The sequence below is a fragment of the Bosea sp. 29B genome, assembly GCF_902506165.1.
Taxonomy (GTDB): Bacteria; Pseudomonadota; Alphaproteobacteria; order Rhizobiales; family Beijerinckiaceae; genus Allobosea.
In genome coordinates this window covers 1173291-1193475 of sequence record NZ_LR733817.1, presented here as the reverse complement: position 1 = coordinate 1193475, position 20185 = coordinate 1173291, and the positions used below count along the sequence as shown (strand labels likewise).

Annotated in this window: 21 protein-coding genes; 8 read left to right on the top strand and 13 right to left on the bottom strand. The window is 66.9% G+C overall.

Annotated elements, in window-relative coordinates; translation table 11 throughout:
• Positions 1–79: 79 nt before the first annotated feature.
• A complete protein-coding gene (locus tag GV161_RS05785; protein ID WP_152015603.1) occupies positions 80–1669 on the bottom strand; it encodes an ABC transporter substrate-binding protein in 1590 nt (529 codons plus the stop codon).
• A gap of 272 nt (positions 1670–1941) precedes the next feature.
• On the opposite strand from GV161_RS05785, the gene GV161_RS05780 reads away from it, so the two are divergent.
• Complete coding sequence (locus GV161_RS05780; protein ID WP_152015604.1) at positions 1942–3276, top strand: 8-oxoguanine deaminase; 1335 nt, start codon at positions 1942–1944, stop codon at positions 3274–3276.
• 127 nt (positions 3277–3403) lie between these two features.
• Here the strand turns inward: GV161_RS05780 and GV161_RS05775 are convergent, their stop codons facing one another.
• The 4 genes from GV161_RS05775 to GV161_RS05760 all read right to left on the bottom strand — a co-directional run bounded on the left by GV161_RS05775 (position 3404) and on the right by GV161_RS05760 (position 6843).
• Entirely contained in the window at positions 3404–4159 is a 756-nt protein-coding gene (locus tag GV161_RS05775) for a pyrimidine 5'-nucleotidase (RefSeq protein ID WP_152015605.1), read from the bottom strand.
• Positions 4160–4346: 187 nt separating this feature from the next.
• A complete protein-coding gene (gene argB, locus GV161_RS05770; RefSeq protein WP_152015606.1) occupies positions 4347–5243 on the bottom strand; it encodes an acetylglutamate kinase in 897 nt (298 codons plus the stop codon).
• An 89-nt stretch (positions 5244–5332) separates the two neighbouring features.
• Entirely contained in the window at positions 5333–5704 is a 372-nt protein-coding gene (locus GV161_RS05765) for a DUF423 domain-containing protein (RefSeq protein WP_159650169.1), read from the bottom strand.
• Positions 5705–5817: 113 nt separating this feature from the next.
• On the bottom strand, positions 5818–6843 hold the full coding sequence (locus GV161_RS05760; RefSeq protein WP_152015608.1) for a YihY/virulence factor BrkB family protein: 1026 nt from the start codon (positions 6841–6843) through the stop codon (positions 5818–5820).
• 206 nt (positions 6844–7049) lie between these two features.
• Here GV161_RS05760 and GV161_RS05755 point away from each other — a divergent pair, with 206 nt between their 5' ends.
• The gene (locus GV161_RS05755; RefSeq protein WP_152015609.1) at positions 7050–7760 is read left to right on the top strand and encodes an outer membrane protein; all 711 of its coding nucleotides are present in this window, start codon (positions 7050–7052) and stop codon (positions 7758–7760) included.
• A gap of 13 nt (positions 7761–7773) precedes the next feature.
• On the opposite strand, the gene GV161_RS05750 is transcribed toward GV161_RS05755, so the two are convergent.
• Positions 7774–8598, bottom strand: a complete 825-nt coding sequence (locus GV161_RS05750) for an AraC family transcriptional regulator (RefSeq protein ID WP_244624162.1) — start codon at positions 8596–8598, stop codon at positions 7774–7776.
• A 68-nt stretch (positions 8599–8666) separates the two neighbouring features.
• On the opposite strand from GV161_RS05750, the gene GV161_RS05745 reads away from it, so the two are divergent.
• Together GV161_RS05745 and GV161_RS05740 are read left to right on the top strand one after the other, a co-directional pair.
• Positions 8667–9842 carry a M20 aminoacylase family protein gene (locus tag GV161_RS05745; RefSeq protein ID WP_152015610.1) on the top strand — a complete coding sequence of 392 codons (1176 nt, stop codon included), beginning with the start codon at positions 8667–8669 and terminating at the stop codon, positions 9840–9842.
• A complete protein-coding gene (locus GV161_RS05740) occupies positions 9839–10969 on the top strand; it encodes an aminotransferase class I/II-fold pyridoxal phosphate-dependent enzyme (protein WP_152015611.1) in 1131 nt (376 codons plus the stop codon). Before GV161_RS05745 ends, GV161_RS05740 begins: the two co-directional genes overlap by 4 nt.
• Before the next feature lie 2 nt (positions 10970–10971).
• Here GV161_RS05740 and GV161_RS05735 read toward each other — a convergent pair whose 3' ends face one another.
• The 3 genes from GV161_RS05735 to GV161_RS05725 are packed head-to-tail and all read right to left on the bottom strand — an operon-like array spanning position 10972 to position 12438.
• The gene (locus GV161_RS05735) at positions 10972–11274 is read right to left on the bottom strand and encodes a hypothetical protein (protein WP_152015612.1); all 303 of its coding nucleotides are present in this window, start codon (positions 11272–11274) and stop codon (positions 10972–10974) included.
• Positions 11267–11803, bottom strand: coding sequence for a DUF6151 family protein (locus tag GV161_RS05730; protein ID WP_152015613.1), 537 nt, complete (start codon positions 11801–11803; stop codon positions 11267–11269). The genes GV161_RS05735 and GV161_RS05730 overlap by 8 nt, the downstream gene beginning before the upstream one ends.
• The gene (locus GV161_RS05725) at positions 11800–12438 is read right to left on the bottom strand and encodes a TetR/AcrR family transcriptional regulator (RefSeq protein ID WP_152015614.1); all 639 of its coding nucleotides are present in this window, start codon (positions 12436–12438) and stop codon (positions 11800–11802) included. The genes GV161_RS05730 and GV161_RS05725 overlap by 4 nt, the downstream gene beginning before the upstream one ends.
• 99 nt (positions 12439–12537) lie before the next feature.
• Here GV161_RS05725 and GV161_RS05720 point away from each other — a divergent pair, with 99 nt between their 5' ends.
• Positions 12538–13128, top strand: a complete 591-nt coding sequence (locus GV161_RS05720; protein WP_152015615.1) for a helix-turn-helix domain-containing protein — start codon at positions 12538–12540, stop codon at positions 13126–13128.
• Positions 13129–13141: 13 nt separating this feature from the next.
• Positions 13142–13939, top strand: a complete 798-nt coding sequence (locus GV161_RS05715; RefSeq protein ID WP_152015616.1) for an SRPBCC domain-containing protein — start codon at positions 13142–13144, stop codon at positions 13937–13939.
• A 9-nt stretch (positions 13940–13948) separates the two neighbouring features.
• On the opposite strand, the gene GV161_RS05710 is transcribed toward GV161_RS05715, so the two are convergent.
• Positions 13949–14818: a LysR substrate-binding domain-containing protein gene (locus GV161_RS05710; RefSeq protein WP_152015617.1), complete on the bottom strand. Its 870-nt coding sequence runs from the start codon at positions 14816–14818 to the stop codon at positions 13949–13951.
• A 130-nt stretch (positions 14819–14948) separates the two neighbouring features.
• Between GV161_RS05710 and GV161_RS05705 the strand changes: the two genes are divergently transcribed.
• Both GV161_RS05705 and tam read left to right on the top strand, forming a co-directional pair.
• Positions 14949–15653 carry an SDR family oxidoreductase gene (locus GV161_RS05705; protein ID WP_152015618.1) on the top strand — a complete coding sequence of 235 codons (705 nt, stop codon included), beginning with the start codon at positions 14949–14951 and terminating at the stop codon, positions 15651–15653.
• 43 nt (positions 15654–15696) lie between these two features.
• A complete protein-coding gene (gene tam, locus GV161_RS05700; protein WP_152015619.1) occupies positions 15697–16479 on the top strand; it encodes a trans-aconitate 2-methyltransferase in 783 nt (260 codons plus the stop codon).
• Positions 16480–16488: 9 nt separating this feature from the next.
• On the opposite strand, the gene GV161_RS05695 is transcribed toward tam, so the two are convergent.
• The 3 genes from GV161_RS05695 to GV161_RS05685 all read right to left on the bottom strand — a co-directional run bounded on the left by GV161_RS05695 (position 16489) and on the right by GV161_RS05685 (position 20142).
• A complete protein-coding gene (locus GV161_RS05695; protein ID WP_152015620.1) occupies positions 16489–18132 on the bottom strand; it encodes a Na+/H+ antiporter in 1644 nt (547 codons plus the stop codon).
• Positions 18133–18229: 97 nt separating this feature from the next.
• Positions 18230–19162, bottom strand: a complete 933-nt coding sequence (locus GV161_RS05690; RefSeq protein ID WP_152015621.1) for a 3-keto-5-aminohexanoate cleavage protein — start codon at positions 19160–19162, stop codon at positions 18230–18232.
• A 38-nt stretch (positions 19163–19200) separates the two neighbouring features.
• The gene (locus GV161_RS05685; RefSeq protein ID WP_152015622.1) at positions 19201–20142 is read right to left on the bottom strand and encodes a 3-hydroxyacyl-CoA dehydrogenase; all 942 of its coding nucleotides are present in this window, start codon (positions 20140–20142) and stop codon (positions 19201–19203) included.
• Positions 20143–20185: the final 43 nt, after the last annotated feature.

The window sequence follows — 20185 nt, the reverse complement described above, 5'->3', positions numbered from 1 at the left end:
CCGCGTGGGCCGCGCCGATTGGCAAGCATCATCCGTGCCGGCACCCGGCACGGATGATGGGTAGGCTCGGTTGCCGAGCTTACTTGATGTCGACGCCGTAGAAGACGTGGCGGCTGAACGGCGAGAGCTTGAAGTCGATCACTTCCTTGCGGACCGGCTTGAGCTGGACCGCATGGGCGATGGTGAACCAGGGCGCTTGCTCCTTGAAGATCACCTGCGCCTGCCGATAGAGCTTCTCGCGCTCGGCCTGGTCGGTGATCGTCTTGGCCTTCGTCACCAGCTCGTCGAAGGGCTGGTAGCAGAACTTTGCGACGTTGCCGCCATTGTTCTTGGAGGCGTCGCAGCCGAGCAGCGTGTGCAGGAAGTTGTCCGGATCGCCATTGTCGCCGGTCCAGCCGAACATGCCGGTCTGGTGCTCGCCCGCCTGCAGGCGCTTGCGATACTCGCCCCATTCGAAGGTCTTGATCTCGGCCTTGACGCCGACCTTGGCGAGGTCCGCCTGCATCAGTTCGGCGATGCGCTTGGCGTTGGGGTTGTAGGGACGCTGCACCGGCATTGCCCAGAGGTCGATCTCCAGCCCGTTCGGGTAGCCGGCATCGGCCAGCTCCTTCTTGGCCGCCTCCGGATCATAGGGATCGTCCTTGATGGTCTCGTTATAGGACCACATGGTCGGCGGGATCGGGTTGGTCGCCGCGACGCCGCTGGAGAGATAGACGGCGTCGATGATCGCCTTCTTGTTGATCGCCTTGTTGACGGCGCGGCGGACCTTGACGTCGTCGAAGGGCTTCTTGGTGGTGTTGTAGGCGAGATAGCCGATGTTCAGGCCTGGCTGCTCCAGGATCTGGACATTGGCGTCCTTCTTGATGGCGTCGAGATCGGCGGGGTTCGGATAGGGCATGACATGGCACTCGCCCTTCTGCAGCTTGGCCCAGCGGACCGAGGCGTCCGGCGTGATCGCGAAGATCAGGTCGTCGATCTTGGCCTTGCCGGCCCAGTATTCGGGGAAGGCCTTGTAGCGGATGATCGCGTCCTTCTGGTACTGCACCAGATAGAACGCGCCGGTGCCGACCGGCTCCTGGTCGAGCTTCTCGGGCGTGCCGGCCTTCAGCATCGCATCGGCGTATTCCTTCGACTGCACGCCGGCATATTGCATGGCGAGGTCGGCGAGGAAGGGCGCCTCAGGCTGGTTCAGCGTGATCTTGACGGTGTAGTCGTCGACCTTTTCGACCGACTTCAGCAGCTTGGGCATGCCCATGTCGTTGAAGTAGGAGTGGTTCGAGCTGGTCACCTTGTAATAGGGATTGGCTTCCTTCCACTGCCGCTCGAACATGAACATCACGTCGTCGGCGTTGAAGTCGCGCGTCGGCTTGAAGTTCTTGTTCGAATGCCACTTCACGTTCTTGCGCAGGTGGAGCGTGTAGGTCAGGCCATCCGGCGAGACGTCCCACTTCTCCGCCAGGGCGGGCTGAACCTTGACGCCGCCGCGCTCGAACTGGACGATGGTGTCGTAGATCTGGGTGTTGGCGTCGAAGGACGTGCCGGTGGTGTTGACGCTCGGCGCGAAATTCTCCGGGCTGCCTTCCGAGCAATAGACCAGCGTCTTGGCGGCCAGCGGCTGCGCCGCCATCAGCGCCGAGGCCGACAGCGTCGCCAGCAACAATTTCTTCATGGAATCTCTCCTTGAGCCACGCTTCGCCTCGCAAGGCGAACGTTTTCCCCTGTTGGACCGGAAGCCTCGCGGAGGAAATTCCGCCGGCCGCCTTGCCAACAGCTTATTGAAAGATGGCGGGCGCGAACAGTCGTCCGGGGCTCACCCTGGGCGTGTGTTTTTGCGCCGGAGCACGCAAAAACCTCATCCAGAAGACCCAGCCTGCCGGACTGGCCTTGGCCACCAGGCAAGCCTATGACATTCCAAGAGAATCACTAAGCGCCGGACCCACCATGCGCATCTGGATCAGGAACCCGCTCGCCATCCTCGCTGGGAATGCCGGGGGCGGGGTGGTGGTCGAGGACGGAATGATCGTCGAGCTGGTCGCGAGCGGTGCCTACCCGGCCCTGCCGGTGACAGAGAGCTTCGATGCCTCCGGCCATGTCGTGCTGCCCGGCTTGATCAACACCCACCACCATTTCTACCAGACGCTGACCCGGGCTCATCCGGCCGCGATCGACCGCGAGCTCTTTCCCTGGTTGAAGGCGCTCTATCCGCTCTGGGCGCGCTTACGGCCGGAGGATCTGCGCCTCGCGATGCGTGCCGCGCTGGTCGAGCTGATGCTGTCGGGTTGCACGACGGCGGCCGACCACCACTACCTCTATCCGGCCGGGCTGGAGAACGCCGTCGACATCGCCGTCGAGGAGGCGCGGGCGCTCGGCATCCGCGTCACCATCTCGCGTGGCTCGATGAACCTGTCGCAGAAGGATGGCGGCCTGCCGCCCGACGAGGTCGTGCAGGACGAGGACACCATCCTCGCCGATTGCGAGCGGGTGCTCGGCCTGTTCCATGATCCCAAGCCCGGCAGCATGGTGCAGATCGCGCTCGCGCCCTGCTCGCCCTTCTCGGTGACGACCTCGCTGATGGCGGCCTCGGCCGAGCTCGCGACGCGCTTCGATGCGCCGCTGCATACTCATCTCGCCGAGACGCAGGACGAGGACGCGTATTGCCTGGAGGTCTATGGCAAGCGCCCGCTCGACCTGCTGGAGGAAGCCGGCTGGTTGCGGCCGAAGACCTGGCTGGCGCACGGCATCCACTTCTCCTGCGAGGAATGCGAGCGATTGGGCAAGGCCGGAGTCGGCGTCTGCCATTGCCCGACCTCGAACGGCATGCTCGCTTCCGGCTTCTGCAAGACGCGCGAGCTGGAGGCGGCCGGCGCACCGGTTGGCCTCGGCGTCGACGGTTCGGCCAGCAATGACGGCTCGAACCTGATGGAGGAATTGCGCCACGCGCTGCTGGTCAACCGGCTGCATTACAAGAGCGCCAGCGCAGTGACGGCACGCGATACGATCCGCTGGGCGACGGAAGGCTCTGCACGCTGCCTGGGGCGTTCCGATATCGGCCGGATCGCGCCCGGCATGCAGGCTGATCTTGCCTTCTATCGGCTCGACGAGCTGCGTTTCTCGGGCGCGCATGACCCGATCGCGGCGCTGGTGCTGTGCGGCGCCAACCGGGCCGACCGCGTCATGGTCGGCGGCCGCTGGCGGGTGATCGATGGCGAGATTCCAGGCCTCGATCTCACGAGTCTGCGCCGGGCGCATGGGCTTGCGGCGGAGCGTTACGCCTAGACCTTGTGGAAGTCGTCCCGGACAAGCCGCGAAGCGGCGCCGATCCGGGACTCATTCCGGAACCTTTCCGAAAGACGTTCAGGAATGGATCCCGGGTCTCCCTTCGGTCGCCCGGTATGACACTGTCCTATTTAGCAACCGGAAACGGGGGGAGTTCAGGCCGCATCAGCGGCTTGAGGAACCCAGTCAGGTCATCGGTGACGAAATGGACGTGAGCGGCTTCGACCACGGCCTGCTCCGAGGCGTCGCGGAAGGGATCGGTCGTGCGCGGCACGATCAGCACCGTCTTCATGCCGAGGTCGTTCGGCACGATCAGGTTCTTGTCGATGTCCTCGAACATCGCCGCCCGGGCCGGATCGACCGCATGCTTGGCGAGGAAGTTCTCGTAGGTGGCGCGCTCGGGCTTGGGCAGGAAGCCGGCCTCGACGATGTCGAAGATGTCCTCGAAATGGTGGAGGATCCCAAGCTTGCCGGCGACGTTCTCGGCATGGCCGCGCGAGCCATTGGTCAGGATCAGCTTGCGGCCGGGCAGGGCGGCGATCGCCGCGCCGAGATCGGGATTGGGATCGAGCATCGTGAGGTCGATGTCGTGGGCGAAGGCGAGGAAATCGTCGGGATCGACGCCGTGTTCCTCCATCAAGCCTTTCAGCGTGGTGCCATAGCGCTCGTAATAATAGCGGCGCAGCTCGTGCGAGGAGAGGCCGTCGAGACCGAAGAGCTCGAGCAGGTACAGGCTGATCCGCTCGTTGACCTGTGGCCAGACCTGCGCCTCATGCGAATAAAGCGTGTTGTCGAGGTCGAAGATCCAGTGGTCGACATGGCCGAACGCCGCCTGCTCCGGCAGGAGCGGAACGGCGGTGGTGATTGATGCGTTCTGGTTCATTGGGGCATGTCATGTGGGGCTGACCATCATGACATGCAAGATGCTTGCAAAGTCCTTGCGACGATCAAGAGCGCTTCATGCTCGGGCTTGACCCGAGCATCTCTTGCCGAAAGGGCGTTGATCGGCGCCTTCTCGTCCTGAGATTCTCGGGTCTGCGCTGCGCTTCGCCCGAGAATGACGGCCACCTTCACTTCCGGATGATCGTGCCCGAGCCGGTATCGGTGAAGAGCTCGATCAGCGCGGCATGCGGAACCTTGCCGTCGAGAATGACCACAGCCTCGACGCCCTTTTCCAGCGCGTAGATGCAGGTCTCGATCTTCGGGATCATGCCGCCGGAGATGGTGCCGTCGGCGATCAGGCGCCGGCATTGCTCGATGGTGAGCTCCGGGATCAGATTCTTGTCCTTGTCGAGCACGCCCGGCACGTCGGTGAGCAGCAGCAGGCGCTTGGCGCCGAGCGCCCCGGCGATCGCGCCGGCGAAGGTGTCGGCGTTGACGTTGTAGGTCTGGCCGTCGGCGGCGGCGCAGACCGGCGCCAGCACCGGGATCAGCTCTTCCTTGAGGATCGCCTTGAGCACGGTGGTGTCGACCGTCTCGGGCTCGCCGACGAAGCCGAGGTCGAGCACCTGCTCGATCTTCGAATCGGGGTCGACGATGGTGCGGGTCGCCTTCCGGGCGAGCACCATGTTGCCGTCCTTGCCGCAGAGGCCGATCGCCTTGCCGCCCTCGCGCGAGATGTAGCCGACGATCTCCTTGTTGACCGAGCCGGCCAGGACCATCTCGACCACGTCGACGGTGGCGGCGTCGGTGACGCGCAGGCCCTGCTTGAACTCGGACTTGATGCCGAGCTTGTCGAGCATGCGGGCGATCTGCGGGCCGCCGCCATGGCAGACCACCGGCTTCAGGCCGGACTGCTCGAGCAGCACCACGTCCTCGGCGAAATCCTCGGCGGTGGCGGCGTCGCCCATGGCGTTGCCGCCATACTTGATGACGATCACCTCCTGGTCGTAGCGCTGCATGTGCGGCAGCGCCTGGACGAGCAGTTCGGCGGCTTGCGAGGGCGTGAGATTGTGAGGGGCGTTCATCGGCAGGCTCCGCGAAGGCGCAGGGAGGCAGCCGCGCCGCGCCGCGTTCTAACTGAAGACGAAAGGCTGCGAAAGCGTGCCGATGCCGGTCAGGCGCGCTTGGAGAACAGAGCTGCAAGGGCGAGCCCGAGCCAGCCGCCGAGCATCATGAAGCCGCCGGCGGGCGCAGCGCCGAGGAAGAGCCGCTCACCATGGAAGCCGCGCATGGCGAGGTCGGCCGAAAACAGCGCGACGCCGAGGATCAGCAGCGAGATCGCGAGCCGTGCCGGCCAGTCGGCGAGCAATTCGGCGCGGCGCGCGGCGCAGGTTGCGATCACCGCGGGCGCGTGGAAGAGCAGCATCTGCCCGGCGATCTGGACGTTGTCGGAGGCGCCGGAATGCGTGCCAGCTGCGAGCAGCGTCACGCCTGACAGTCCCATCAGCATGGCGATGGTGAGGTGGATGCGGGTCGCGGTGATCATGGGCATATCCGTTTGGCTGGCCGGGCAAGGGCCTGACGTGGCGATCAGCAGATGCTGCGCTTGAAGCCGAGGTCAAGCGGGTGCGGCTGTGGCATCATGCTCCAGTCGCGAGCTCAGCGTCCGCCCGGCGCGTTGCGGCTGAGTTGCGTCACCGGCGCGGGCGCCGAGCCATGGCGGCTCTGATGCTCCAGCTCGGCATTGAGCTCGGCCCCGGAGAGCACGATCGTCGCCGAGAGCCAGAGCCAGGTCATGAACACGACGATGGTCGCGAGCGAGCCATAAGTCGCAGTGTAGCGGCCGAGCGTGCTGACATACCAGGAGAAGCCGACGGAGGTCGCGACCCAGAGCAGCGCCGCGGCGATGGCGCCTGGCAGGACCCAGGCGAAGCGCGGCGGCTTGCGGCTCGGGCCGATCCAGTACAGGCAGCCGATCGCGGTGATGCCGACGAGAAAGAAGGCCGGCCAGCGCAGCCAGCGGATCAGCACTTCAAGCTCATGGCCGAAGGGGAAGAGCGCGCTCACCACCGGCAGGCTCGCGATCAGCGACAGGGCCAGGATCAGCACGACGAGGGCGCTCAACGTCGTGCCGAGCGAGACCAGGTTGAGGCGGATGAAGCCGCGGCGCTCGCGCACGCCATAGATGATGTTGAGCGCATCGAAGACCGCCTTCATCGCGGCATTGGCGCTCCAGACTGCGACGAGGAAGCTGATCAGGAAGGTGACGGAGAGATTGGCGGCGCCTTGGCTCGCCAGCCTGATCGCCTGCTCGCGGATCAGTTCGCGCGCCGCCAGCGGAAAGACGATGGTGACGTCGTCGAGCTGGCCGACGATCGTCGCCGGGTCGGTCAGCATGCCGTAGAGCGTCACCAGCAGCGACAGCGCCGGCACCAGCGAGAGCAGGGTAAAGAAGGCGACGGCGCCGGCGAGCGAGAGCACCCGCGCCTCCTGGATGCGGGCGGCGAAGCGCAGCAGCACGTCCTTCCAGCCGCGCCAGGGTAGGGTGATTGGGCTCCTGGCCCCGCGTCCGCGTCTCGCCTGGCGCAAGGGCTCGCCGATCCGGCGCGAGACCAGGCCATGGACATAGCCGGCGACGACGGCGGCGAGTCCGGCAGCGCCTGTCAGTCGCTTGAAATAGGCCATGGGCGCTCCGGTCGAAGGCCGCCGATCTTAAACGGCTCCGTCGCGCTGCCAACGTCGTGGCGGAGGTTTTCGTTCCGGCCCGGTACTCGCGACGAAGCCGCTTAGAGGTTCGTTAACCTTAACAATTTCATAATCGCGTTCCCATCGCCACCACGGCGCCGGCCGGATTCTCCTTGGCCGCAGCCGTCGTTCGAGCCGAGATCTTGATGAAGACCCTGCTGAAAGCCGCCGTCGCAACCATCGCCCTGCTCAGCGCCGGAGCCTCCCTGGCGGCCGATCTGCGTGGCAGGGGCGTGCTGCCGCCGGCGCCGGAACTGCCGACCTTCTACAACTGGAGCGGCGTCTATGTCGGCGGCCAGGTCGGCTATTCCTGGGGCTCCGACCGGGCGAGTGAATTCGCGACCGCCGGCCGCGTGCCGCTCGGCCGCTCCTTCGACTACAGCCCGTCCTCCTTCATCGGCGGCGCCCGCCTCGGCTTCAACTACCAGTTCGGCGCGATCGTGGTCGGCGTCGAGGGCGACATCGAGGGCATGAATGCCGCCGAAGGGAAGGGCGATCTCGGCGGCACGGTTCGCGTCCGGCAGGACTGGCAGGGCTCGGTGCGCGCCCGCCTCGGCTACAGCCTCGACCGGATCATGATCTACGCCACCGGCGGCGTCGCGTTCACCAAGCTCGAATATGCCTATGTCAGCCCGCTTGCGGGCCTGACCGAGACGATCAATTCCTCCAGGACCGGCTGGACGGTCGGCGGCGGCGTCGATTACGCCCTGACCGACAATCTGATCCTCGGCCTCGACTACCGCTACACCGACTATGGCCGCTTCGACCATGTCGGGGGTGGCGCCTATCTTGGCCGCACCGTCGAGCACGAGCCCTCCGCGCATGCGGTGCGCGCCAGCCTCGCCTACAAGTTCTGAGTGATCAGACGCCTCAGCCCGCCTTGCGGAACATGCCGGGCGTGATGCCGTGCACGGCGCGGAAGCTGCGCGAGAGATGGCTCTGGTCGGAAAAGCCGGCGGCGAAGGCGGCGTCCGCCAGGCTCAGCCCCTCTTGGATCAGCCGGTTGGCACGGCGCAGGCGGCGGTCGCGGATGAAGATGGCCGGCGTCGAGCCGGTCAGCTTCTTGAAATCGCGGATGACCTGGAAGCGGGTGACGCCTGCAGCCGCGGCGAGCGCCTGCAGGTCGATCTCGCCAGCGAGCCCTGCTTCGATCATCTCCTCATAGCGCGCGAAGCGGCGTTGTGCGCCTGAGCGATTGAGCGGTTCGGCCGGGCGGTCGGCGTCGCCATGCCAGAGGATCAGGCGGCGCAGCGCAGCCAATAGCGAGGCTTCGGCGCGGGTCGCATCCGCCGAGGTCGATTCCGCATGGGCGGCGGCGAGCAGTCGGGAAAGGCTGGGGTCGTCGAGTAGAACCTGCGGGAACAGCGGCGTCTGCGCCTGCCCAAGCTCGGCCGCGACCTCCGAGAGGAGCGCCACGGAAGGGTAGAAGGTGCGATAGGCCCAGCCCTGCTCGGCGCCGGCCTGCCCGTCATGCCATTCCTCGGGATTGACGACGAGCACCGATCCGGCCGGCGCCAGCACCTCCTGCCGGCCAACGCGCACGCGCTCGCAGCCCTCGGTGATCAGCGCGATGACATAGCCTTCATGGGTGTGGCGATCGTAGCGATGCTCGCGAAAGCGCGCTGCGAGCAGGCCGAGCTCTCGGAAGGCGGCGTGGCGCCAGAATTTCTGACTCTCCTGCTGCGGCACGTTCATCGGTCAATCTGGTTCAAGACGTTGCCCTGCCTGCTCTCCTAATCCTGGGGCATGGACAGGAGAGAACCATGCTGCACAATGACCCGATCGCCAAGCTGACGCCAGAGGTCGTCGCTTGGCGCCATCACATCCACGCCAATCCCGAGCTCGGCTTCCAGGAGGTCGAGACCGCCCGCTTCGTCGCCGAGAAGCTGCGCTCCTTCGGGCTCGAGGTGCAGGAAGGCATCGGCGGCACCGGCGTCGTGGGTACGCTGCGCTCGGGCTCCGGCAAGCGCGCCATCGGCCTGCGCGCCGAGCTCGACGCGCTACCGGTGATCGAGCGTACCGGACTGCCCTACGCCTCGAAGACGGAGGGCGTAATGCATGCCTGCGGCCATGACGGCCACAGCGCCATGCTGCTCGGAGCGGCGAAGCTGCTCAGCGAGACCCCGGATTTCGACGGCACCGTCCACTTCATCTTCCAGCCGGCCGAGGAGAACGAAGGAGGCAGCATGCGGATGATCGAGGCCGGGCTGTTCGAGCGCTTCCCGGTCGAGGCGGTCTATGCCGTGCACAACTGGCCGGGCGTGCCCTTCGGCACGATCGCGGCCCGCGGCGGGGCGCAGATGGCTGCGGTCGACAATTTCGAACTGCGCTTTTCCGGCCTCGGCGCCCATGTCGCCATGCCGCATCTCGGCGACGACCCGATCCTCGCCGCCGGGGCCTTCATCCAGAGCGTGCAGCGCATCGTCTCGCGCGGCGTCGACCCGCAGACGCCGATCGTGGTCAGCCTGACGCAGGTCCATGGCGGCAATGTCGGCAACATCGTGCCGAAGGAAATCTGGCTGCAGGGCACCTGCCGCTTCTTCGACCCGGCGCTGTCCGATCTGTGCGAGAGGCTCATCGGCGAGATCGCTGATGGTGTCGCCGCGTCGCACGGCGTCACCGCGACGCTCGATTACAAGCGCGGCTATCCGCCGGTGATCAACACCGTGGAGGCGGCGGCGCTGGCGGCGCGGGCTGCCGCCGCAGCTGTCGGGTCGGAGAACGTGTCGACCGAGTTCAAGCCGAGCCTGGGCTGCGAGGACTTCGCCTTCATGATCCGCGCCGCGAGCGGTTGCTATGCCTGGATCGGTGCCGGCGAGGTCGGCCCCGGCGAAGGCCTGCACGGCGACCGTTATGTCTTCAATGACGGCATCGTTCCGCATGTTCTGCGCTACTGGCAGAACCTTGTCGCCAACGCCTTGCCGAAGGTCACGCCATGAACGCGCATGTCCCCGCCCGCAGGGTGATCGAGCGCCGCCGCGGCGGGCGCATCCTGCTCGACGGCGTCGACACGATCATGCTCGGCGCCAACGACTATCTCGGCCTCTCGACCGATGAGCGTGTGTTGGCGGCGACCAACGAGGCCTTGCGGCTCTACGGCAGCGGTACGGGAATCTACCCGGTCTTCGCGACGACGCCATTGCACGAGGCGCTGGCGGAGAACCTCGCCTCCTTCCTCGGCGTCGAGGCGGTGGTGCTGTTCTCCTCCGGCGGTAGCGCCAATGGCGGGGTGCTGACGACATTGGTCGGCGCCGGCGACGTCATCATCTCCGACCGGCTGAACCATGCCAGCATCATCGATGGCTGCCGGCTCAGCCGGGCCGAGGTCGAGACCTATGAGAACCGCAACATCGCTGGTCTGCGGCGGGCGCTGGAAGGGACGAGGCGGGCTAAGCGCCGGCTGATCGTCACCGACGGCATCTTCAGCATGGAGGGCGGCGCGGCGCCGCTACCGGAGATCCAGGCGCTGGCGCGCGAGTTCGATGCGCTGCTGATGATCGACGAGGCGCATGCGACCGGCGTGGTCGGGCCGGGTGGCGCCGGCACCGCGCCGCTCTGCGGCCTTACCAATGGTGCGCCCGACATGCTGCTGACCGGCTCGTTGTCGAAGGCGCTGGGCGGGGCGAGCGGCGGCTTTGTCGCCGGCCCGCGCGCGCTGGTCGAGAAGCTCAAGACGCAATCGCGCAGCTGGATCTTCACCATGGGGATGACGACGGCGAACGCCGCGACGGCGCTGACGGCCCTGAAGATCTGCCGTAATGACCCCGGCCCGTGCGAGCGGCTCTGGCGCAATGTCGCTCACTTACGCGAGGCGCTGCGCTTCTATGCTCTCGCCTGCCACGACAGCGACAGCGCCATCACCGCCGTGAAGATCGGCGGCGAGGAGCGGGCGCGGGCGATGACCACGCGGCTGACACGGGCCGGCGTCTTCGCCCCGGCGGTGTCCTTTCCGATCGTGGCGCAAGGCGAGGCGCGGCTGCGTCTGCAGGTCAGCGCCGCGCATGAGACGGCCGAGCTCGACGAGGCGGCCGCCGCGCTGGCGACGGCGTTCGCCGAGACGGGTTGAGGTCAGCTCGTCGCGAGCCGGTAGAGATGCACCGGCTTGCGCGGCGCGCGCCTGATCACGCCCTTGGCTTCGAGGTCGAGCTGGACGGCTTTCAGCCACCAGCCGGCCGTGGCGCCCTGCGGGAAGAGATTGTCCGGGAGGAGCGGCAACAGCGCTTCCTTCGCATCCGGCACGGTCAGACCGGGCGCTTCGTCAGGCAGCGCGGCGAGCAAAGCCTTGCGCATCGCCAGGTACTTGCCGCGGTCGACCCGCTCGGACTTGCCGGGCTTGTTGACGTTCTCGATCTCGATCTTGTCGTCAGGCATCGATCGTCCCCGCTGTCGTGATTGTCGGATTGCGGAAGCCCATGGCGATCCAGGCGCCGAGCAGCTTGGCGTAGAAGGATACCGTGTGGGTCTTGAGGTTCGGGATGTCGGCCGGCAGGGCGGAGGCGTCGGGCAGGTCGCCCGTCATGGTCCGCAATTCCGGCTTCGGCCGGGCGTCTTCAGGCCAGAGATGCGTGTAGAGGCTGAGCCAATGCGCGCCCTTCATCTCAAGGAAGACCGGCGTGTTGCAGCAGGTCGCGACGACGCGGCGCGAGCCGGCATCGGGCTTCAGCCGGAACTCGCGCAGGTTCTCCGCGCCCGCAACGATCTCGACCCGGTCCTTGCGGTACTCGGCCGACGGCGTCGCGCCATATGAGGTGAGGATGTCGCTGCCGCCGGGCAGCTTGGCGAGCCGCGCCGCGGCGGCCCGGCAGCTGTCGCACAGGCATTCCGAAACGAGGATGGGGGCGCCCTGGACCCTCAGTCGGGTATGGCCGCAGGCGCAGCCGATCGTCATGGACTGGCTCATGCTGCGCGCTTCTCGGCGACGTGGAAGAGATGGCGGATGTAGCGATCGAGATGATCGAGGCTTTCGCGCGCCAGATCGGGATCATTGCCGGCCTTGGCGAGGACGAAGCCGCCCTGCAGCACGGCCTGGGTGTGCCGGGCGAGGCTTTCAGCCGTCCACCCGGTCGTGGTGATGCCGTGGTCGCGGCGCGCCTGCTCGATATCGGCCTCCAGCGTCGCGGCATGGCCGAAGATGCTGCGGCCGCAGGCGTCGCGGATGTCGGGTGCGCTGGCATGGACCTCTTGCGCCATCGTCCCGACCAGGCAGGTGAACTCGTAGAGGTCTCCGGCGATGATCGCCTTGCGGAAGGCGACATAGGCGAGGACGCGGTCGAGGGCCTCGGCCGGCTGATGATAAGGCGCGGCCGCGAAGAAGGGCGTGACTTCCTGCGTCCAGAACTCGGCAGCGGCGACGCCGAGCGCCTCCTTGCTGGCGAAATGATGGAAGAAGGCGCCTTTGGTGACATCGGCGGCGCGGCAGAGCTCGTCGACGCTGGTGGCGGCGAAGCCCTTGGCGCGGATGACGTCGCGCGCCGCTTCGAGCAGGCGGATGCGGGCATTGCCGCGTTCAGGGGACTGTTTGGTGGGGCGTGGCATGGTATAAACATACCAGTCAGTTGGTATGTTGCAAGCGGCTTCTTTCGGCTGTTGCTGCGATTCATTGACAAAAAAATCTGTCAATGAGAGCTTCGGGTCATGCTTGACCTCGATGTCATCGACGATCCCGTTCGCGCCGCCGTGGCGCTCGATCCAGTCAAGCGCCGGATTCTGGCCGAATTGTCGGAGCCGGCCTCGGCGGCGGCGCTCGCTGGGCGGGTCGGACTGACGCGGCAGAAGGTCAACTACCATTTGCGTGCGCTTGAGGAGCACCAGCTGGTCGCGCCGGCGGGCGAGCGGCACTGGGGCGGGCTGACCGAGCGCTTGCTGGTGGCGAGCGCCGCGTCCTTCGTCGTCTCGCCGGCGGCGCTGGGTTCGCTCGGGGCCGATCCCGAGCGCAACCGCGACCGGCTCTCGGCGAGCTACCTGATCGCGCTCGCAGCCAGGATCGTGCGCGAGGTCGGGGGGCTCTGGAACGAGGCACGCCGGCAGGAGAAGCGGTTGGCCACGCTCTCGCTCGACAGTGTCATCCGCTTTCGCTCGGCGGCCGAGCGTGCCGCCTTCACCCGCGAGCTGAGCGAGGCCGTGGCCGGGCTCGCCGCTCGCTATCACGACGAGAGTGCGCCCGGCGGGCGCTCGCATCGCCTCGTGGTCTGCGCCTATCCGGCGCCCGAGGCGACCAATTCCTGAAAGGATCAGAGTCATGCCGATCAAGAAGGATGGAACCGGCAAGCGCTGGGTCGAGATGGAAGTGCTTGTTCCCGGTACGCCCGAGCAGGTCTGGCAGGCGATGGCGACCGGGCCGGGCAATGCCGCCTGGTTCACCCGCACCACGATCGAGGAACGGGTCGGCGGCAAGCTCAGCTTTAATTTCGGGCCGGAGATGAGCTCGACCGGCGAGATCAACCTCTGGGAGCCGCCGCACCGCTTCGGCTACACCGAGTACGAATGGGGCGAGAAGGCCCCGCCGATCGCGACCGAGATCACCATCACCAGCCGCTCCGGCGGCCAATGCCTGGTCAGGATGGTGCACTCGCTCTTTGCCTCGAGCGATGACTGGGACGATCAGGTCGAAGGGTTCGAAGGCGGCTGGCCCAGCTTCTTCGCGGTGCTGCGGCTGTATCTCAGCCATTTTGTCGGTCTGAAAGGCGCTTCCTTCCAGGCGATGCGGGTGACCGAAGGCGAGCATCTCGCCGTATGGACGGAGCTGACCGAGACGCTTGGCCTTGCCGGAGCCAATGTTGGTGAGCGGCGCGAACTGGCGGCCGTGCCGCAAGCCTTCGCCGGCACGATCGAGCAGACCGAGCAGAACCGGAAGCAGCGCCATGTGCTGCTGCGCTCAGATGACGGTGTCGCGCTGATCGGCAGCTACCAGATGGGCGGTAAGGTCAATGTCAGCGCCAGCCTGTTCTTCTATGGCGACGATGCCGACAAACGTGTCGCCGAGAACGAGCCGAGATGGCAGGCCTGGCTCAAGGATACCTTCGTCTCGGCAGGTTGATCTCTCAGCTCAGCCGCGCTGTGCGAGCAGCCATGTCCTGACCAGTGTGGTTTGCTCGGTGTGCCGCGGTTTGCGGGCGCTGACCACGTAGAAGTCGAGGCCGCCGCGCATGCCGGCTGTCGTCGCAAGGGCGAGGCGGCCGGCGGCAAGGTCGGGCTCGACCAGGAAACGGCTGGCCAGCGCGATGCCCTGACCGGCGATCGCGGCATCGATCGCGAGCGCGGTCTGGTTGAAGCGCGTGCTGCGGATCGCCAGCGGCATGGATCGCCCGAGCGCGCGCTCGAAGAACTCCGGCCAGAGATCGTGTCCGTCGCGCAGCAGAGGCAGGCGTGCCAACTCGTCCTCGCTGGGGCACAGGGCAGGCTGGCAGATCGCGACGATCTCGTGCTCGAACAGCAGATCGGCGGTCAGGCCGGGACCGAAGGGCGGGCGGCCCTGGCGGATGGCGATATCGACGCCATCCGACTGGAAATTGGCGAGCGCATCGCTGGCGAGGATGTTGAGTTCGAGCTGCGGATGGGCGGCGGTGAAGTTCGGCAGGCGCGGCACCAGCCATTTGGCCGCGATGCTCGGCGTCGCGCTGATCGTCAGGCGCAAGGGCTGCGGGCGCAGGGTGTCGGTCGCCTCGGCCAGCAAAGCGAAGGCGCGGGCGACATGGGTTGCATAGCTGCGGCCGGCGCTGGTCAGGGCGAGCTGGCGCGGCTGGCGCTCGAACAGCTTTAGGCGTAACTCGGTCTCAAGGCCACGGACATGCTGGGCGACCGCGCCCTGGGTGACACCAAGCTCATCGGCCGCGGCACGGAAATTGAGATGCCGCGCTGCCGCCTCGAAGGCGCGCAGCGCATTGAGCGACGGCAGGCGTTGCTGCGGCTCGATCATGCAGTAGTTTTTCTATCGATACGATGTTGGCCAACTGACTGGTGAGCTTACGCGGCGAATGCGAGAAAGGCCATAATGAGCGCTGCCACCTGCGGCGTCACATGTCCTTCGCAGAATGATGGAGCGTCCTATGGCAGGAGAAAAAGTCGCTGTTGTTACCGCTGGTGGCAGCGGCATGGGTGCGGCCGCGGCGAAGCGGCTGGCGCAGGATGGCTTCAAGGTCGCGATCCTGTCCTCCTCGGGCAAGGGTGAGGCGCTGGCCAAGGAGCTCGGCGGCTTCGGCGTCACCGGCTCGAACCAGTCGAACGACGACCTGAAGCGGCTGGTCGACGAGACGATGGCGCGCTTCGGCCGCATCGACGTGCTGGTCAACAGCGCCGGCCACGGCCCGCGCGCGCCCATCACCGAGATCACCGACGAGCAATGGCATACAGGGCTTGACGTCTACCTGATGAACGTGATCCGGCCGACCCGGCTGGTCGCGCCGGTGATGGCGGCGCAGAAATCAGGCGCGATCGTCAACATCTCGACTGCCTGGGCCTTCGAGCCGGCCGCCAATTTCCCGACCTCGGCGGTGTTCCGCGCCGGGCTCGCCGCCTACACCAAGCTCTTCGCCGATCAGTATGCGGCCCAGAACGTGCGCATGAACAATGTCCTGCCCGGCTGGATCGACTCGCTGCCGGCGACCGAGGAGCGGCGCGCCGGCGTGCCGATGCAGCGCTACGGAACCAGCGAGGAGATCGCCGCGACGATCGCCTTCCTCGCCTCGGATGGCGCCGGCTATATCACCGGCCAGAACCTGCGCGTCGATGGCGGCTTGATGCGCTCGCTGTAGAGGCGTAGGCCGTCGCGCCAGACGGACGAACGGAGCAGGCGCGATGACGGGCAAGGTCGACTGGGATGCGAACCAGTATCTGCGCTTCGAGGACGAGCGGACGCGCCCGCCGCTCGACCTGATCCAGCGGGTTCGCCTTGCCGATCCGCAGCTTTGCATCGATCTCGGCTGCGGGCCGGGCAACAGCACCGAGCTGGTCGCCGCACGCTTCCCGAACGCGGCGGTCGAGGGCTTGGATTCTTCGCCGGACATGCTGGAGAAGGCGCGCAAGCGCCTGCCGCAGCTGTCCTTCACCCTGGCCGATCTGGAGAGCTGGTCGGCGCAGGGGCGCTACGATCTGATCTTCGCCAATGCGGCGCTGCAATGGATTCCAGACCATCCGGCCCTGTTCGCCCGATTGGCCGGGTCGCTGGCGCCGGGCGGGGTGCTCGCGGTGCAGATGCCGAACAATCTCAGCGAGCCCTCGCATGTCTCGATGGACGAGGCCGCGGCCGAAGGGCCGTGGGCGGCTCGCCTCGCCAATGCGCGGGCGTCGAAGGCGGTGATCGGCTCGTTCTCGGATTACCGGCGCTGGCTGATGGAGGCCGGCTGCGAGGTCGACATCTGGCAGACGACCTATGTCCATGCGCTCGCCGGGCACGACGCGATCGTCGAGTGGTTCAAGAGCACGGGCCTGAAGCCCTATATCGACCCGCTGCCGGTCGATGAGCGCGAGGCGTTCCTCGCCAGCTATCGCGAGAAGATCGCCAAGGCTTATCCGATCGAGCCTGACGGCAAGGTGCTGCTGCGCTTCCCGCGCCTGTTCATCCTGGCCACGCGGACCTGACGCTGGCGGTCAGTGCGACCTTGCTTTCGACTCGGCGAGCACGTCGTGCAGGACGAGCTCGTGCGCCAGCGCGTTGAAGGTCGTATCGTCGATCTCGCCGCTCCTGAGCAGGCCGCGCAAGGCCTCGCGCTCCGCCGCCAAGGCAGTCTGCCGCAGGGTGCTTTCCGAGCGCTGCAGCGCCACGGCCTCCTCGCGCGGCGTCTGGCCGTCGTCGAGTAAAGCAAGGCGGCGCCGATAGGTCGCGATCAGCCCCTCCGCCACGGCCTGGTCGACGGTCGCGGCGCCATCGGTGCCGCCGCGATGGGCGACGCCCTCCAGTCGCGCGATCGCAGCTTCGGTCGCCGTGATCCGCGCCCGCCGCAATTCGGTGGCGTGGATGGCGCCATGGCCGGCCGCCAGCCCGCGCACGATCGGCGGCAGGCCGAGGCTGGCGATCGCCAGCCAGAGCAGGATCACGCCAGCGGCCAGGAAGATCGCGACGTCGCGCCCGGGGAAGGGCGAGCCGTCGAGCGCCAGCACCGGGAATGACAGCACGCCGGCGAGCGTGACCGCGCCGCGCACGCCGGCGACCGAACCGGCCAGCCGCGTGCGCAGCGTGGTGTGGAATTGCTCCAGGCGTAGGCGCCGGCTGATGACGCGGCTCAGCGCGATGGCGACCGTGATCCAGATAAAGCGCAGCAGGATCAGGCAGAGCGTCAGTGCGACGATGATACCGAGCGGCTGCCAGAGCCAGTGCGTATCAATGAGTGCCGGCGGGACGGTGCGGATGATCGCCGGCAATTGCAGGCCGAGCAGCACGAAGATCGCGCCATTGAGGAGAAAGGCGAGCATCGTCCAGAAGGAGTGGGCCAGCATATAGGCGGAGACGCTGAGCTGGTTGGCGGTGCGCGTGCGTCCGACCGTCAGGCCGGCGACGACGGCAGCGAGCACGCCGGAAGCATGGATGGCTTCCGCGGCCAGGAAGGCAGCGAAGGGCAGGAACATCACGATCAGCACCTGCGCTTCCGGCGCGATCCGGTCGAACTTCGCCAGCAGCTTCAGCGCCCAGGACACGACGACGACCGCGAGCAAACCCGCGGCGACGCCGCCGGCGACGGCCAGGAGGAAGGCGAGCGAGGTCTGCCAGAGCGAGAAGCTGCCGGTCAGGGCAGCCGCGGCGGCGAAGCGGAAAATCACCAGGCCTGATGCATCGTTGAGCAGGGATTCCCCTTCGAGAATGTGCATCAGATTCTTCGGCACGGTCTCCTTGTCGACGATGGCGGAGACGGCGACCGCATCGGTTGGCGAGAGCACGGCGGCGAGTGCAAAAGCGACCGGCAGCGGCATGGACGGCACCAGCCAGTGCAGAGCGAGCCCGCAGAAAAGCGTGGTGAAGAAGACCAGGCCGAAGGCGAGCGACAGGATCGGCCGGAGCAGCTTGCGGTATTCGCGCTTCGGCGCCTCCCAGGCGTCGGCGAAGAGCAACGGGGCGATGAAGAGCAGGAGGAATAGCTCCGGCTCGATATGAGGATGGAAGCCGGCGGTCGGCCAGGCGAGGGCGGCGCCGAGCGCGATCTGGATGATCGGCAGCGGGATGACCCTGAGCAGCCGGGTCAGCGGCTGCGAGGCCACCACGGCCATGACCAGGATCAGGATGAAGGTGAAGGTCTGCATTGGCTACGCGGCCGGCCCGGTTCGCTTGGGGTCGGCCGCGAGGTTTATCGTTCGGCCTCCGATGAGCCAAGCTCACCGGAGGCGGGTGCACGCAATTTCAGAACGCGACCTTGTCGGCGCCCTTGAGCTGGAGCTGCTCGCGGGCATCGTCCGGGGTGGCGATCTCCAGGCCGAGGCCCTCGATGATCTTGCGCGCGGCGCGGACCTGGTCGGCGTTCGACTTGGCGAGCTGGCCCGGGCCGAGCCAGAGCGAATCCTCGAGGCCGACGCGCAAATTGCCGCCCATCGCGACCGCCATCGCCGCGATCGGAAGCTGGTGGCGGCCGGCGCCGAGCACCGACCAGTGATAGTCGTCGCCGAAGAGCCGGTCGGCCGTGCGCTTCATATGCGCGACATCCTCGGGATGCGGGCCGATGCCGCCGAGCAGGCCGAAGACCGACTGGACGAAGAAGGGCGGCTTGACCAGCCCGCGATCGACGAAATGCGCCAGCGTATAGAGATGGCCGATGTCGTAGCACTCGATCTCGAAGCGCGTGCCGTTCTCGGCGCACGTCGTCAGGATGTTCTCGATGTCCTTGAAGGTGTTCTTGAAGACGCGGTCGTTCGAGCCTTCCAGATAGGGCCGCTCCCAGTCATGCTTGAACTCCTTGAAGCGGTTCAGCATCGGGTAGAGCCCGAAATTCATCGAGCCCATGTTGAGCGAGGCGACCTCGGGCTTGAAATGGGCGCAGGGCTGCAGCCGCTCCTCGACCAGCATGGTCGGGGCGCCGCCGGTGGTGATGTTGATGACGCAGTTCGAGCGCTGCTTGATCACCTTGAGGAAGGGCTCGAACGCTTCCGGCGACTGGTCGGGCTGGCCGGTCTTGGGGTTGCGGGCATGGACATGGACCAGCGCTGCGCCGGCCTCGGCCGCGCCGACGGCGGCGTCGATGATCTCCTCCGGAGTCACCGGCAGATAGGGCGACATCGAGGGGGTGTGGATCGCGCCGGTGACGGCGCAGGTGATGATGACTTTGCGGTTCTTGGCCATGCGATTAAGTCCTTCGCTGATCCCTAAATCTTTGAAACTCACGCCGGCTTGCGCTTCGCGGCGCGCTTATGCGCCTGCAAAGCGGCGAGGCGGCTGTCGCGCCAGTCGCTGAGGCGCTTGACGCGGCCGGCTTCCTGCGCGCCGCGCCATTCGCGCATGACCTCGGCGACCGTCTCGGGCTTGAACGGGTTGCCGAGCCCTTCCGAGGATTTGACCATGCGGTCGAGCGAGTCGGAATAGCGCGAACAATAGTCGGGGATCCCGCCGGGCGCATTGAGCTCGATCGTCTCGAACGGGCCCATGAACGACCAGCGCAGGCCGAGCCCGTCGCGGATGGTCTTGTCGACATCCTCGGCGCTGGCGACGCCTTCGCCGACGAGGCGGAAGGCCTCGGCCAGCAGCACCGCCTGCAGGCGGTTGAGCACGAAGCCGGGCTTTTCCTTACGCAAGGTGATGGCGACCTGCCCGGCCTGCTCATAGATGCGCTTGGCCTTGGCGACGACCTTGGGATCGGTCCAGGGCGCCGGCGCGAGCTCGACGATCGGCACCAGATGCGGCGGGTTGACCGGATGGGCGACGAGGCAGCGGGCCCGGCCCTTCAGCTCCTCCGAGAAGGTCGAGGCCATGATGAAGGAGGTCGAGGAGGCCAGGATCGCCGAGGCCGGCGCCAGCGCGTCCATCTGCGCGAACAGCTCGCGCTTGGCTTCGACCGTCTCCGGCCCGTTCTCCTGCACCAGCGCGACGCCCTTCAGCGCATCTGCGAGGTCCTTGGCGACGCGGATGCGGGCGAGCGAGCCCTGGGGATCATCGACCAGGCCGTGGCCGGCGAGCTCCTTGAGGTTCTTGCCGATATGGCTGCGGGCGGCCTTGGCCGCCTCCGGCTTCACATCGTGCAGCGCGACCTCGAAGCCATGGCTGGCAAAGACGGTGGCCCAGGCGCGGCCGATCAGGCCCGAGCCGACGATGGCGATCTTGGTCATGCGGGAGAGTTCCGAGTGGGAGCGTGAGGGCGAGAGCAACCGC